The sequence below is a fragment of the Bacillus sp. 103mf genome (assembly GCF_900116295.1).
Lineage (GTDB): Bacteria > Bacillota > Bacilli > Bacillales > Bacillaceae_G > Bacillus_A > Bacillus_A bruguierae.
The window spans coordinates 82,524-97,784 of sequence record NZ_FPAF01000005.1; the positions used below are offsets into that span (position 1 = coordinate 82,524).

Sequence of the window (15,261 nt, forward strand, 5' to 3'; positions counted from 1 at the left end):
TGATTACTAGTGTAGAAACTTGTAAGATTGTTAGAGAAGTTTTTTCTTTAGAATAAAACAATTAGGAGGTGGCTTCCTTACTTACAAGGTGAGTAAGGAAACGTATTTGGACATATTTAGTATAAGTATGGTGATTGTTTTAATTGCCTTAACTGCTTTCTTCGTTGCGTCTGAATTTGCAATTGTCAAAGTTAGGAGCTCGCGCATCGATTATTTAATTGCAGAAGGAAATAAACGTGCAATTGCTGCGAAAACAGTCATTACAAACTTAGACGAGTATTTATCAACGTGTCAGCTAGGGATTACAGTGACAGCGCTCGGCCTGGGCTGGCTAGGGGAACCGACGGTTAAACGTATGCTTGATCCGATTTTTGCAAGATTGGAGGTGCCTCCCTCGGTAGCAACTGTCTTATCGGTTTTTTTAGCTTTTATGTTTATTACCTTTTTTCATGTTGTGGTAGGTGAGTTAGCTCCAAAAACGTTGGCAATTCAAAAGGCAGAAGGGATTAGTTTAGCAATTGCAAGGCCACTTATTTCTTTCTACCGACTCGCATATCCGTTTATTTGGACATTGAATGGTTCCGCGCGTATTGTTACGAGAATGGTTGGGCTAAAACCAATGCAGAAGCATGAAGCAGCACATTCAGAAGAAGAGTTACGTATGCTTGTATCAGAGAGTTATAAAAATGGTGAAATTAATCAATCAGAATATAAATATGTAAATAGAATTTTCGAATTTGACGATCGAATTGCGAAAGAAATTATGGTTCCGCGTACAGAAATGGTAATTTTAGAAAAAGAGCAATCTGTTACGGAAGCAATGAAAATGATGTCAAATGAGAAGTATACAAGATATCCTATCATTGATGGAGATAAGGATCATGTTATCGGTTTTGTAAACTTTAAAGATATTTTCACAGATTTTGTGAAACATGATGGGACAAATAAAGAAACTGTTGCACAGTATGCCCGTCCGATTATTCAAATTATTGAATCCATCGCTATTCATGATCTATTTGTAAAAATGCAGCGCGAACGTACACATATGGCAATTTTAGTGGATGAGTACGGCGGAACGTCTGGACTTGTAACAGTTGAAGATATATTAGAAGAAATTGTTGGCGACATACAAGATGAATTTGATACAGATGAAAAGCCAGAAATTCAGCGCATTAGCGAAACAAAAACAATTTTAGAAGGAAAAGTACTTGTTAGTGAAGTTAATGCATTGTTAGGACTTTCAATTGATGATGAAGACGTTGATACAATTGGAGGCTGGATTTTAACAGAACATCTTGAAATTGAACAAGGTGATAGTATTGATATTGAAAATTATAAGTTTCGTATTGTTGAATTAGATGGTCATTACATTAAACAAATTGAAGTGACGAAGCAGCTTGCAATGCAGCCTGTAGAAGTTGCAAAGCAACATGTCTCACTTCAAGAACAAGTCAGTTCATAACCTTTTCCTATATGGGAAGGTTTTTTGTTTATCCCGCTATTCGCGGGCAGTAAGATCCCTTATCTCAAGATTTAGAGAAAAGCAAAGAAGATAGGCGGGGGATGAAGAAACCCCCACTGATGGAAGTTTTACTTTATCGTAAAAAATACGCCCGGTTAGAGGCGCCAGGCGTATTTTGTCAGTTCATCTCTTGCATATAAATCTCATCTTCCACATAAATATGTTCTTTTTCAACTGCTGTATTATGTGCGAGTACAAGTCCAATTGGTGTATTTGCATCTTTATTTTGTACAATTGTAAACGGCACTTGTTTTTCATTTGCTAATTTAATGTATTTAGATAAATGTGGATATGCGATGTTACCGTTCACATACAATGTTAATCCTTGAGAAGAACCCATACTTTTTTTAATTTCTGAATAAACGTTCGTTTGCATTACCTGTCCAATCGTTAATGCAATTTCCACACGTTCACGCAATGTGCTTAAAAACATGTTACGTTCTTCAGGCTTGTTTTGTTTTTGTCCGTGAATGCCTTCTTGAAGATAGTCTTCCACATTTTTATTTACCATTTTTTTCACACCTTTCTTGTTTCTATTGTATGAAAAAAATGAAAAGGATGCAAAAAAAATAATTTCACATACTATATTGAAAAATTTTATCAACATGAAATAACAAAATGTGACAATAGTATCTTAACGAAAAATGTTTTTTGTGTTAATATTCAAAATATATAGGGTGTTTTTCGTATGGAGATGGAGGGAATGGGGGTTTTTCCGATCGATAAAGATATTAGTAAAATGTTTTGTACGTACTTAGAAATGAATAAACAGCTATTCGTAGAGAACTGGAAAAACAAAATTATTATTTCAGAAAACGATCCTTTTAGACAAGAAATTAATGAAAACGGAGAAAAATTGTTATCATTAATGATTGAGCTTATTATGAGTGAGAAAGGTATTGAACTTATTAGACCATTATGTGAGAAAATTGCCATTGAGCGCGCGGGGGCAGATGCAAATATTGGTGACTTTGTCTATAATGCGAATGTAGGACGGAATGAATTATTTGAAGCAATGTGTGAATTAGATGTGAGTGCTCGTGAATTGAAACCAATCATGGCAAAGATACATATTTGTTTTGATCGTTTAATTTATTATACGGTTTTGAAATACTCAGAAATTATATCGAAAAATTTGGAGGAAAAGCAAAAATTTATTAACGAAACGCATAAAGAGAGATTGACAATATTAGGGCAAATGTCAGCAAGTTTTGTTCATGAGTTTCGTAATCCATTAACATCTATTATGGGATTTGTAAAGTTGTTAAAATCGGATCAACCGCATCTCCCGTATTTAGATATTATTTCGCATGAGCTTGATCAATTAAATTTTAGAATTTCTCAGTTTTTACTTGTGTCAAAAAAAGAAATATGGAATGAAGCAGAAAAATTTTGGTTGAATGATTTATTTCATGATATTATCCAATTCTTATATCCGAGTTTAGTAAATGCAAATGTTTCTATCGAGAAAAATTTGTCGCACCCAATATCATTTATGGGATATCGAAGTGAAGTTAGGCAAGTGTTTTTAAATATTTTAATGAACTCTATCGACGCTCTTGAAGGAATAGAAGAAAGTAAGAGAATTGTTATTGATGTGTGTGAAGATGAAGAGTTAATACATATTTTTATTAGAAATAATGGACCAATGATTCCGCAGGAAAATATAGAAACAATATTTGAACCATTTGTAACTACAAAAAAGTTAGGAACTGGGATTGGTTTATTTGTTTGTAAACAAATTGTGGAGAAACATAAAGGATCCATTACATGTAAGTCAACAAAAGAGTGGACAGAATTTCATATTTCGTTTGAAAAGTAATAAATGTATATAGTAGAGATGTAGATCATTGTATCGATTATATATACAAGCTGAAAAGCCACATAAGAACGTCTTTCTTTTTAAGAGGGGCGAGAGCATCTGGCCGTGTGTAGCAGCGACATGTGTGTCGAAAAATGAAAATGGATTTATATATTTTTTAAGAAATGCCATAGTGTGGTAGTTTGTTACATTTAAAAACACACCGTTCTCATTTTGAACGGTGTGTTTTTGTTAAAAGGAATGTTGTTATATCAAGATGTGAAGTATATAAAATGAGTTAATAGTTTTTCATGCCAGTTGTATTTAAAATCTAAATTTTTTATGTTTTGACACAAAAATTAAAATGCCCAATTCCCTTTTCTAAAGATAGGCTCAAGTTTTCCACCTGATGTTTCGCCATCAATATCGAGGTTGGGAGATCCAATCATAAAATCAACATGAGTAATACTATCATTTAATCCGTTTTCTTGAAGCTCTGCTTTACTCATATTAATACCGTTTTGAATACACATAGGGAGTGCATTGCCTAATGCGAGATGACAGGATGCATTTTCATCAAATAATGTGTTGAAAAAGATAACGTTTGTATTCGAGATAGGTGAATCGTGTGGGACGAGCGCAATTTCTCCTAAATGCAGAGCTCCTTCATCTGTTTCCAGTAATTTTTTCAAAGTTTCATAGCCGGTTTCAGCTGAACAATCTATAACTTTTCCCTCACGGAAAGTCAGAGAGAAATTATTAATTAATGTGCCACCGTAATTTAAGGGTTTTGTACTCCTTACTACACCGTTTACCCCTTTTTTTAATGGGACAGTAAATACTTCTTCTGTTGGCATGTTCGGTATAAATGGAGTATGTAATTTATTTTGAAATTGTGCACTTAACCATCTGTGGTTATTAGGAAGTTCGATTGTTAAATCTGTTTTGTCAGATTTATAATGTAGTTTTTTATACTTTTTCTCATTTAAATGATGTGCTTTACTATTTAATAATTGAATATGGTTTTGCCATGCCTGTATAGGGTTATCATCAGTTACTCTTGTAGTTTTAAAGATAAGATCCCATAATTTATTGACACCTTCTTTGGCATCGAGTTCAGGGAAGATTTGAGAGGCCCATTCAATGGTTGGCATAGAGATAATTGACCAACTACATTGACTATTAATTCGATATTCGTTAAGTTCCTTCATACCAGAGGCATTTGTTTTCATAGCAATTGCAAGCCTTTCTGCATCAATGTCTTGAAAAAGAGTAGGATTAGATGCAGCAATATATAAAAAAGCAGCATTGTTTTTCGCTAATTCAACAAGTCCTTTTGCTTTCCAGTGAGGGAATTCCTTCAAACCTTCTAGTGGTGAATGTAAGTATTTAATTAACGTTAAATCTTCATCGGAGTATTCGACATGGACATTTTTTGCTCCGGATTTATAGGCTTGCTTTGATAATTCACGAACTAAGCGAGAAGATGTAATAGGTGCATGGATAACGAGAGTTTGTCCTTTCTGAATATTAATCCCAACTTGTATAACTAATTGTGCGTACTTTTTTAAATTTTCTTCAAAATGAGTCATGAGCAACCTCCTGAAAATATATAGATTACTATAAAATTATAAAAGAAATTGATTGTTTTTTCTATTCTGTTTTTTTAGCATTTGCAGAATAATAAAATAACGAGATTATATATTATAAAGGCTACCTTATAAAATTATATATATCCATCTTCATTTTTCGACATCTTTGTCTAGCTCTGCCTCCTAGGCCCTCATGTCTAAGAACCTTCCACACAAGAAGAAAAAACACCAGAACCTTAGCCAACGGGCCTAAACAGCCGCTTCCGCTTTCCTTTATGATCCAGCTCCAGCGGCTAGAACAGTCGGTGGCTTCGCGTCTTCCACTGAGGCAAAAAGCGCCTCTATGTCAGAAGCTCCATCCCCCTCTTGTTCTGAGCGAGCCGCTTCCGCTTTTCTTTATAAGTCGCTGCTATGCAGAATATAATATGATCTGTATTCGCTTGCTCCCTTTGTTTTAAACCTCGCATGTGGCAGGAAAAGACCTTGACCGCTTCTACGCAAGGCCAGATGCTCTCGTCCTCCCCTAAAAAGAAAGGAGGTTTTATGTCGTTTTTTAACTTATATATAGATGTAATTATGTGTTTGTGGAAAATTTAATTTGTCAAAAATAAACTTTCCAATTTTGGAGATTTATGAGCATAACCAAGCGTAACAACCGTATAAATCTTATTTGCCTCAATTTTCACCTCAGGAATTGTTAATATAATGTTTTTTGTTCCTGCAGCAGCTATTTCTATATCTGCTACGCCAGGACTCACTTGTAAATAATCTGTTGATTGTTTAAATGAAACCTTTTCAAACAGTTTTTCTCCATCCTTTAAAGCTACATCTACTTGAGGTGCATCGGGAGATAAATGAACGAATCGTATTTTTGCTTGTCCATATGGAAGAGGTGTATTATCAGTTAAATTTAACAGTTGCAGTTTATTAACATTACCAACTGCTGCAAGAGTATATGTATGATTTCCCATTACAGGAGTGAGAGTTGAAAAGATGGGAGTTTCCCCGCCAGCAGGTACGATATCAACGCGGTATTGCCCTTGTGTAAGTGAAAGATAGGGGCTATATTGCTTAAACGAAATGTTTTTTACTACTTTTTGTCCATTTATAACAATATCAATGGCAGATGAATCAGGAGAAGCGTGTAAGATTCGAACGTAAGAGGGCAATGCTTGCTCGCTTGAATACGGTGGTGATACACGGCTTTGCTCGTAAGCTTGTACAAGTTGTTTCACCGCCTCATAGTGTCTTAAGTATACCTCTATATATTTTTGTGGATGTGTATATTTGTAATAACAAGCAAGTTGTTTATACATTGCAGCTTGCTGGGCATATTTTTCTACTTCAGATGAATTCATTGATTTGCCTCCCTCTATTATCATTATTACAACTATATGCATGCACAATGAGAAGGTATGCAAAAAAGTCTTGCTAATCTTTAAGGAGATGAAATCTCTAGCTAAGCTGGAGATTTTTTTTATTTCTAGGCAAACACACATACAAATAGATGTTTGTCCTACATATTTTGTCAATGTAAACTATTTTAAATGGATGTAAGGAGTGAAAAACTATGTGGGGTTACGGTGGAGGATATCCAGGTTATGGCTGTGGATATGGCTACGGTGGATATGGCGCTGGAGGCTGTGGATATGGTTATGGCTTTGCGATCATTGTTGTGTTGTTTATTTTATTAATTATTATTGGAGCTACTTGCGTACGCTTCTAGTTATGCAGAAAGAGCGTCATGGTGAACCGATTAATAATAAAGTGAAACTTCCATCAGTGGGGAGCTTCATCCTCCACTGATGGAAAGCCTGCCCAATCGGGCGCATGCCAGCAGTTATCCTCCACCTAGCTTTTTTGCCTTTTTCAATCTTGAGGTGGGGGTCTTGCTGTTCAATGATACGGGATGGATTAATCGGTTCTTTTTTGTTTTTGATGCTTTTTTTAATTTTATATACATAAAAAACGGATTTTTCACGAACGTTTAAATATTATTTTTAAAAATCGTTCGTTAATTTTATTGACATTCCAAATGGAACATGCTACCTTTAGTAAGGGTTTTCTAAGGAATGCAATGGGGGAATGAATATATGAATACGAACTATGATGTAATTGTTGTAGGTGCAGGTCCTGCGGGAATTTTCGCTTGCTATGAAACAATTGGTAAAATGCCAGATGCAAAAGTGCTATTAATTGATAAAGGACATGATATTTATCGGCGCAATTGTCCGATTCTTCAGAAGAAAATAACGAAATGTCCGCCTGCTGCTGGAAAGAAAGAGTATGCAGGATGTTTACCAGCATGCTCAATCACAAATGGCTTCGGCGGGGCAGGAGCATATTCAGATGGTAAATTTAACATTACAAGTGAATTCGGTGGTTGGATGACAGATTATTTATCTCCATCGACAGTATTGGACTTAATCAAATATGTAGATGAAATTAACTTAGCACACGGCGCAACTACATCAATTACAGATCCATTAACGGATGAAGTTCGTGATATTGAAAAGCGTGCTTATGCAGCAGGATTAAAACTATTGCGTGCACAAGTTCGTCACTTAGGAACAGAACAAAACTTAGAAATTTTAAAAAGCATTTTTGAATATTTAAAAGAGAAAATTGACATGAAATTTAAAGTGGAAGTAGACGACATCGTAACTGAAAAAGCAGAGAATGAACATACTGTACGTGGAATTGTTTTAAAAGATGGAACAATACTATCAGCGAAAAAAGTAGTCATTGTACCAGGGCGTGATGGATCTGCTTGGCTCACAAAAATTATGAAAAAACGCCGTTTAAAAATGAGCACGAACCAAGTAGACATCGGTGTTCGCGTTGAAACTTCAAATATCGTGATGGAAGAAATAAATAAGCATCTCTATGAAGGGAAATTCGTATTCAACACATCTGTGGGAACGCGAGTACGCACATTCTGTAGTAACCCGTCTGGTCATGTTGTTGTTGAAAATCACTCTGGTATTATGACAGCGAATGGTCATGCATATAAAGATCCTGTGCTAGGAAGTGATAATACAAACTTTGCGCTTTTAGTATCACATCAATTTTCTGAACCGTTCGATCAGCCGAACGAATACGCACATGAAGTATCACGCTTAGCAAATCGTATTTCAATGGGTGGAGTTACGGTACAAAAGTATGGAGATATTTTAAAAGGCCGTCGTTCTACGCCGAAGCGTATTCAAGAAGGGTTTCTTGAGCCAACATTAAAAGAAGCAGTACCAGGAGACTTAGGTCTTGTATTGCCATACAATACAATGAAAAGCTTAATTGAAATGACAGAAGCATTGAATCATGTCACACCAGGTATTGCATCTGAACATACATTATTTTACGGTGTAGAAGCGAAATTCTACTCCGCAAGACCAAAACTAAACGAACATTTTGAATCCGAAATTTCCGGCCTATACTTAGGCGGAGATGGCGCTGGAGTTACACGCGGACTCGCACAAGCAAGTGCATGCGGTGTTCAAATTGCTCGTAATATCGTAGAACATTTAACAAGGAAAACAGAAAAAAGAGAAGAAGTTGTAGTAGGATAATATATATTTATAGAAGAAACTCGTCTTATCATAGGACGAGTTTCTTTTTATGAAAATTTTGTCTAAATTTGTTTGAAAGTATATGAAACAAAATGAAGAAGCAAGAAGGAAAATCCTCAGAGTGCTGTCGAAGTTTACACATTAGCAACATACTTTCATTTTAAATGATATTTTAGAAGAGAGGAGTAAGAAGATTTTTAGTTGCTGGTTTTGCTTGGATGGGGGGGATTAGAGAGAACATTGTTGATTTATAGATTATTATTTCTGAAATTTCTTTCTATTTTGTTTTTATGCATTTATTTTTATATTCTATAATAATGACTTTTTAATAGAATCACTGCTTAGGCAGAGAATTTTTTTATGAAAGAAGAATTGATTTTCTACATATTTATATATGAGTTGAAGAAACGGGGGGAACGTCATGCGTGATTACTTAATTAAGCCACTTGTTGGTCAACCGTATCCGATGATTTCACACGGGAAAGGTGTTTACTTATATGATCAAAACGGTAATAAATATTTTGATGGTTCGTCAGGAGCGATTACAGCAAGTATCGGACATGGCGTAACGGAGATTGCAGAAGTTATTAAGCAGCAAGCGGAGGAGATTGCCTTTGTGTATCGTTCGCAGTTTACGAGCGAACCGGCAGAGAAGCTCGCAAAAAAGCTGAGCGACTTAAATATGGGGGATTTAAATTGGAGCTTCTTCGTGAATAGCGGTACAGAGGCAAATGAAACGGCAATGAAAATTGCAATTCAACATTTTCAAGAACGAGGTATTCAAGGGAAACATAAAATTTTATCGCGTTGGATGAGTTATCACGGAATTACGATGGGAGCATTATCCATGTCTGGGCATCCGCTGCGTAGGCAACGTTTTGTTTCCATATTGGAAGATTACCCGACATTACCAGCCCCGTATTGTTTCCGTTGTCCAGTCCAAAAGGTGTATCCGACATGTCAACTTTCGTGCGCAACAGAGTTAGAGCGATCCATTGAACGTATTGGAGCAGAGCATATTGCAGCGTTTATTGCGGAGCCGATTATCGGTGCAGCTGGGGGAGCTGTTGTACCACCGAAAGATTATTATAAGGTGATTAAGGATATTTGTGAGCATTATAATATTTTATTTATTGCTGATGAAGTTATGACAGGACTTGGCCGCACTGGAGCATGGTTTGCGATGGAACACTGGGGTGTCCAGCCGGATATTATGACGCTCGGAAAAGGGTTAGCAGCTGGCTATGCGCCAATTGCTGCAACGATGGTAAGTGATCGTGTGATGGAACCGATTTTACGGGGATCACGTTCTGTGATGAGTGGGCATACATTGAGCGCAAATCCACTTTCTGCAGCAACAGCTTTAGCGGTAATTGAATATACAGAAAAGCACCATTTGCCAGAAGAAACTGCTGAAAAAGGGGAATATTTAATTGCAGGTTTGCAAAAGATGCAGCAACAATCGACAATTATTGCTGATGTACGCGGGAAAGGTTTTCTGATTGGAGTAGAATTGCAACCGTTTACAAAAGCATCTGAACTTATTTCGGTTGCGGCGAAAAATGGTCTTCTTTTATACCAAGCTGTATCAGGGCAAGCGGGTAAGGAAGATAGTGCATTGTTAGTTGCGCCGCCGCTTACGACTACATATGCAGAGCTTGATGAACTACTTCATATTTTTGCGAAGAGTGTAGAGGAAATGACACAAAAAGGAGGGCATAGTATCGCATGACAACTATTACAAATACATTTAGAAAGCTAAAAACAATACAAGATGTTATGCCATATTTTCATAATGAGATGACGCTTATGTTTGGAGGGTTTGGAGGTATTGGCTCCCCTCCCTCTTTAATTCAAGCGATTTTAGATAAAGGAATTCATGATTTACATTTAATCGGTAATGATACTGGTTTTCCTGATGTTGGAATTGGTCGCCTTGTGACAAATGAGCGTGTAAAGTCATTAATTACATCGCATATCGGTTCAAACCCAAATGCAGGACGGCAGTTAAATGAAGGAAGATTGCAAATTGAATTTTCTCCTCAAGGTACATTGGCAGAACGAATTCGAGCTGGAGGAGTCGGGCTAGGTGGTGTTCTTGTTGATGTTGGAATGGATACAATTGTAGAAGAAGGAAAACGAACAGTTGAAATAAATGGGAAGACATATTTGATTGAAACCGCATTAACCGCAGAAGTGTCCATCGTGTTTGCGAAACAAGCAGATCCGTTTGGAAACCTCGTGTTTGATAAAAGTGCACGCAATATGAATCCACATGTCGCAATGGCTGGAGATATTACGATTGTAGAGGCTGAAGAAATTGTTCCTCTTGGGGAACTCGATCCTGAAGAGATTATAACGCCTGGTGTATTTGTTGATTATATCGTTCCATCGGGAGGAGTGAATTGGAAATGGGCATGGGAGTAGATGTTCGCAATAAAATTGCAAAGCGTGCTGCGAAGGAAATTCAAAACGGAATGATTGTGAATCTGGGGATTGGCATCCCATCTCTTATTCCAAATCACTTGCCAGATGATATGCATGTTATGTTTCATGCGGAAAACGGCATTGTTGGTATGGGACCAACACCGATAAAAGGAGAAGAGGATGAAAATTTATGTAATGCAGCTGGCTTGCCAACATCGATTATTGCCGGAGCTAGTTATTTTGATAGTAGCACGGCATTCGGGATGATTCGAAAAGGATTACTTGATATTACCATTCTCGGGTCACTGCAAGTAAGTGAAAAAGGTGACTTAGCAAACTGGATTGTACCAGGTAAGCGTGTACCAGGAATTGGTGGTGCCATGGATTTAGCGCAAAAGGCAAAACGTGTTGTCGTTGTAATGAATCATGTCGATAAATATGGAAAATCAAAAATTGTTTCAGAGTGTACGCTGCCGCTTACGTCAAAACGATGTGTGGACATAATTATTACAGATATGGCAGTAATGGAAGTAACGCCCGAAGGATTAATGCTGCAAGAATTAATGAGTCCGTTCACAGTAGAAGATGTAAAAAAATGCACAGAAGCTGCTTTTCATGTAAGTCCGTCTTTACTAGTGATTGACTGAAGGGAGATGTAACAATTGGAGCAATATAAAAAACAAGTGTGTGAATATATTGAAAGTCATGAAAATATGAGTGTGAAATTATTAAAACGTTTAATTCAAGAAAAAAGTACAAGTGGAGATGAAAGCGGAGCACAGGCAGTTGTAATTGAAAAGCTTCGTGAGCTTGGTTTAGATTTGGATATTTGGGAGCCGTCGTTTACGAAAATGAAAGATCATCCGTATTTCGTTTCACCGCGTACAAACTTTACTGATAGTCCCAATATTGTAGCAACTTTAAAGGGAAGCGGTGGCGGAAAGTCGATGATTTTAAATGGTCATATCGACGTTGTGCCAGAAGGAGATGTGAATCAGTGGGAGCATCATCCGTATGCAGGAGAACAAATTGGGAATCGTATATACGGGCGCGGTACAACCGATATGAAAGGTGGTAATGTATCGCTCATGCTGGCAATCGAAGCAATTGTAGCAACAGGCATTTCTCTAAAGGGAGATGTATATTTTCAAAGTGTAATAGAAGAAGAGAGCGGCGGCGCAGGTACGCTTGCAGCACTTTTACGAGGCTACGAGGCAGATGGTGTGATTATCCCAGAGCCGACGAATATGAAATTTTTCCCGAAACAACAAGGTTCAATGTGGTTTCGTTTATTCGTAAAAGGGAAAGCTGCACATGGTGGGACACGTTATGAAGGTGTAAGTGCTATTGAAAAAAGCATGCTTGTTGTGAGGCATGTGAGAAAGCTAGAAGAAAAACGAAATGAACGGATTACAGATCCTTTATATAAAGAAATCTCGATTCCAATTCCGATTAATATCGGGAAAATTGAAGGTGGGAGCTGGCCAAGCTCTGTACCAGATTTTCTTACTTTAGAAGGAAGATATGGTGTTGCGCCGAATGAAAGTATGGAAGAGGCAAAAATAGAATTTGAAAATTGGATAGGACAGTTAAATCAGGTAGATCCATGGTTTGCAAAACATCCAGTAGAAGTAGAATGGTTTGGCGCAAGGTGGGTTCCTGGTGAATTAGAAGAAAAACATCCGCTTATGACGACGCTAAAGGGCAATTTTGTACATATTGAAGGTACAGAGCCAATTATTGAGGCATCACCGTGGGGAACAGATGGAGGCTTATTTACACAAATCGCAAATATTCCAACTATCGTGTTTGGTCCAGGTGAAACGAAAGTCGCACATTATCCAAATGAATATATTGAAATTGATAAAATGATCGCAGCAGCAAAAATTATTGCATGCACACTGCTAGATTGGTGCGAGGTGGATAAATGAAATATTACGAAGAATTTGCAGAACAGACGAAGTACTATACAGTAGAAGGCACGTTAGATTATTTTAATAAACGTATTCGAGTTGACCATTATAAGGGAAATGTCGAACAAGTAATGTATAAAGTTGAAGAACTCGCAAACTCTCATTCTTTCACGAAATTAATTATAAAAGGAAAGAGAGAGCACGTTTCTGAGTGGCTCTCTCTTGGCTTTATATTAGAAGCAAGTATTCCGCAATACTTTCAGGGGCATGATGCATATTTTATGGTGAAATATCGGGATGATGAACGCCGAAATAGTGTGCAATGGGTGAAGGAAGATGAAATTGTAAGTGGTGTAATTGCGAAGGAAGTAATAGAAAAAGAAATACCAGCACAGTTTGTTTTGCGAAAAGCGACAGAAGAAGATGCAAAGCAGCTTGCGGACGTATTTGGAAAAGTATTTGAGATTTATCCAACACCTTTGAATAAAGTCGATTATATTGTGAAAACGATGAAGGAAGATACGATTTATTACGTGTATGAAACGGAAGGGAAGATTATAAGCACCGCTTCAGCAGAGATGAATGTAAAAGAAGGAAATGCAGAACTAACAAATTGCGCAACATTGCCAGAGTATCGAAAGCATGGTTTTATGAAAAGTTTACTTATGAAGTTAGAAGAAGAACTGCAAGAGAGAGGTATTTTTTGTTCGTATACAATCGCACGGGCACTTTCATTTGGTATGAACGCAGCGTTTTATCAGCTTGGATATACGTACACAGGACGGCTCGCAAATAACTGTTATATTTTTGATAAGTTAGAGGATATGAACGTTTGGGCAAAGGATTTATCCCGTATTTAGTACATAGTATAAGAGAGAAATAAAGGTTCGAAAAGAATCAATTTGTTCAACTTCCATAAGTGGGGGAGAAAAAGTCCTCGCTGATGGGAGTTTCATTTTAGCGGTAGGTGCTCAAAATCTGGCACAATAATTGCTGATTTTTGAGCAAAGGAGGAGAGTACGTTGCTGGCGATTTCAACACAAGAAGTGATTGAAGCGATTTTAAGTAGCATTGATGAAGCCATTCACGCGGTAGATGAAAATGGAGTTACTATTTTTTATAACACAGTAGCAGCAAAACATGATGGATCGAATGTAGAAGATGTACTTGGTAAGTATTTATTAGAGGCATTTCCTTCGTTAACACCAGAAACGAGTACACTGTTAAAGGTATTGCAAATGAAAAAGCCAATCCTACATCAAGTGCAGCGATACCAAAATCAAAGTGGAGAAGATGTTTATACGGTGAATACAACGCTACCGATTTTTATAGAAGGACGCATTGCTGGCGCTGTTGAAATTGCAAAAGATTATTCTACTATGCAAAAGTTGACAGAAAAAATTGCTGACTTGCAGTCGAAAATGAAGCGATCACCAGCGAGAAAAGCACCATACAGACATGTAGCATTCGATACGATTATAACGAATGATAAGCGCTTTTTACAGACGAAACAGCTGGCACAAAAGGTTGCGACTACTAATGCGAACGTACTTATTTACGGTGAAACAGGAACGGGAAAAGAGCTATTTGTACAAGCAATACATGAAGCATCGAAAAGAAGAAATAACGCGTTTATCGCTCAAAACTGTGCTGCCTTGCCAGAATCATTACTTGAGAGCTTGCTGTTTGGAACAACAAAAGGCAGCTATACAGGTGCCATAGAGCGCGCAGGTTTATTTGAGCTTGCGGACGGTGGTACATTATTTTTAGATGAACTCAATTCGATGCCGTTAGATTTACAAGCAAAAATGCTTCGCGTATTAGAAGATGGTATCATTCGCCGCATTGGTGATAATAAAACAAGAAAAGTTGATGTGCGCGTAATTACAGCAATGAATCAACCTCCAGATGAGTGCCTTCGTGAAAATAAAATTCGTACAGATTTATATTATCGATTAAATGTGTTTTCTTTATTTATTCCGCCGCTTCGCGAGCGAAAGGAAGATATTTTATTGCTAGCCCCGTACTTTTTGAAGGCTTACAACAAAGAATATAAAAAGAATGTGATTGGTATAGGTGAAGATGCAAAAGAGAGATTGCTTCAGTATCATTGGCCAGGTAATGTACGCGAATTAAAGCATATGATTGAGCATGCGGTCATTGTAGCGGAAGGGAAAATGCTAACGTTATCTTGTTTGCCACGTTCGTTTCGGCAAATGCCGCATCCGCAAAAACATCCGATATTACCGCTTCGGGAAGCGCTTTACAAAACGGAAAAAGAGTTGATTGAACAAGCGATGTTAGAAGCGAAAGGGAATGTTTTGCAAGCTGCAAAGTTGTTAGGTATTCCAAGACAAACTTTGCAGTATAAATTAAATAAATATACGAAATATGCCGAATAATTGGCAGGTTTTTGTGCATTTGCACCAATAAATGAGCG

General features: G+C 37.2%; 13 protein-coding genes. 10 read left to right on the forward strand and 3 right to left on the reverse strand.

Annotation, left to right across the window (positions count from 1 at the left end):
• The first annotated feature begins 127 nt into the window (after positions 1 to 127).
• A complete protein-coding gene (locus BM350_RS14190) occupies positions 128 to 1,462 on the forward strand; it encodes a hemolysin family protein (protein ID WP_090912601.1) in 1,335 nt (444 codons plus the stop codon).
• 178 nt (positions 1,463 to 1,640) lie between these two features.
• On the opposite strand, the gene BM350_RS14195 is transcribed toward BM350_RS14190, so the two are convergent.
• A complete protein-coding gene (locus BM350_RS14195) occupies positions 1,641 to 2,033 on the reverse strand; it encodes a YueI family protein (protein ID WP_090911604.1) in 393 nt (130 codons plus the stop codon).
• Between the two features lie 177 nt (positions 2,034 to 2,210).
• Between BM350_RS14195 and BM350_RS14200 the strand changes: the two genes are divergently transcribed.
• Complete coding sequence (locus BM350_RS14200) at positions 2,211 to 3,344, forward strand: BA2291 family sporulation histidine kinase (protein WP_090911602.1); 1,134 nt, start codon at positions 2,211 to 2,213, stop codon at positions 3,342 to 3,344.
• Between the two features lie 338 nt (positions 3,345 to 3,682).
• Here the strand turns inward: BM350_RS14200 and BM350_RS14205 are convergent, their stop codons facing one another.
• Positions 3,683 to 4,915, reverse strand: coding sequence for an aminopeptidase (locus BM350_RS14205; RefSeq protein WP_090911600.1), 1,233 nt, complete (start codon positions 4,913 to 4,915; stop codon positions 3,683 to 3,685).
• 593 nt (positions 4,916 to 5,508) lie between these two features.
• Positions 5,509 to 6,273, reverse strand: a complete 765-nt coding sequence (locus tag BM350_RS14215) for a DUF4397 domain-containing protein (RefSeq protein WP_090911598.1) — start codon at positions 6,271 to 6,273, stop codon at positions 5,509 to 5,511.
• Between the two features lie 212 nt (positions 6,274 to 6,485).
• On the opposite strand from BM350_RS14215, the gene BM350_RS14220 reads away from it, so the two are divergent.
• The 8 genes from BM350_RS14220 to BM350_RS14255 all read left to right on the forward strand — a co-directional run bounded on the left by BM350_RS14220 (position 6,486) and on the right by BM350_RS14255 (position 15,223).
• A complete protein-coding gene (locus BM350_RS14220; protein ID WP_090911596.1) occupies positions 6,486 to 6,641 on the forward strand; it encodes a YjcZ family sporulation protein in 156 nt (51 codons plus the stop codon).
• 367 nt (positions 6,642 to 7,008) lie between these two features.
• Positions 7,009 to 8,481, forward strand: a complete 1,473-nt coding sequence (locus BM350_RS14225) for an NAD(P)/FAD-dependent oxidoreductase (RefSeq protein ID WP_090911594.1) — start codon at positions 7,009 to 7,011, stop codon at positions 8,479 to 8,481.
• 421 nt (positions 8,482 to 8,902) lie between these two features.
• Positions 8,903 to 10,213: an aspartate aminotransferase family protein gene (locus BM350_RS14230; protein ID WP_090911592.1), complete on the forward strand. Its 1,311-nt coding sequence runs from the start codon at positions 8,903 to 8,905 to the stop codon at positions 10,211 to 10,213.
• The gene (locus tag BM350_RS14235; protein ID WP_090911590.1) at positions 10,210 to 10,908 is read left to right on the forward strand and encodes a 3-oxoacid CoA-transferase subunit A; all 699 of its coding nucleotides are present in this window, start codon (positions 10,210 to 10,212) and stop codon (positions 10,906 to 10,908) included. Before BM350_RS14230 ends, BM350_RS14235 begins: the two co-directional genes overlap by 4 nt.
• Entirely contained in the window at positions 10,893 to 11,555 is a 663-nt protein-coding gene (locus BM350_RS14240) for a CoA transferase subunit B (protein ID WP_090911588.1), read from the forward strand. Before BM350_RS14235 ends, BM350_RS14240 begins: the two co-directional genes overlap by 16 nt.
• Before the next feature lie 15 nt (positions 11,556 to 11,570).
• Entirely contained in the window at positions 11,571 to 12,839 is a 1,269-nt protein-coding gene (locus tag BM350_RS14245) for a peptidase (protein WP_090911586.1), read from the forward strand.
• Complete coding sequence (gene ablB / locus BM350_RS14250) at positions 12,836 to 13,681, forward strand: putative beta-lysine N-acetyltransferase (protein ID WP_090911584.1); 846 nt, start codon at positions 12,836 to 12,838, stop codon at positions 13,679 to 13,681. Before BM350_RS14245 ends, ablB begins: the two co-directional genes overlap by 4 nt.
• A 162-nt stretch (positions 13,682 to 13,843) precedes the next feature.
• Positions 13,844 to 15,223 carry a sigma-54 interaction domain-containing protein gene (locus BM350_RS14255; RefSeq protein WP_090911582.1) on the forward strand — a complete coding sequence of 460 codons (1,380 nt, stop codon included), beginning with the start codon at positions 13,844 to 13,846 and terminating at the stop codon, positions 15,221 to 15,223.
• The last annotated feature ends 38 nt before the right edge of the window (positions 15,224 to 15,261 follow it).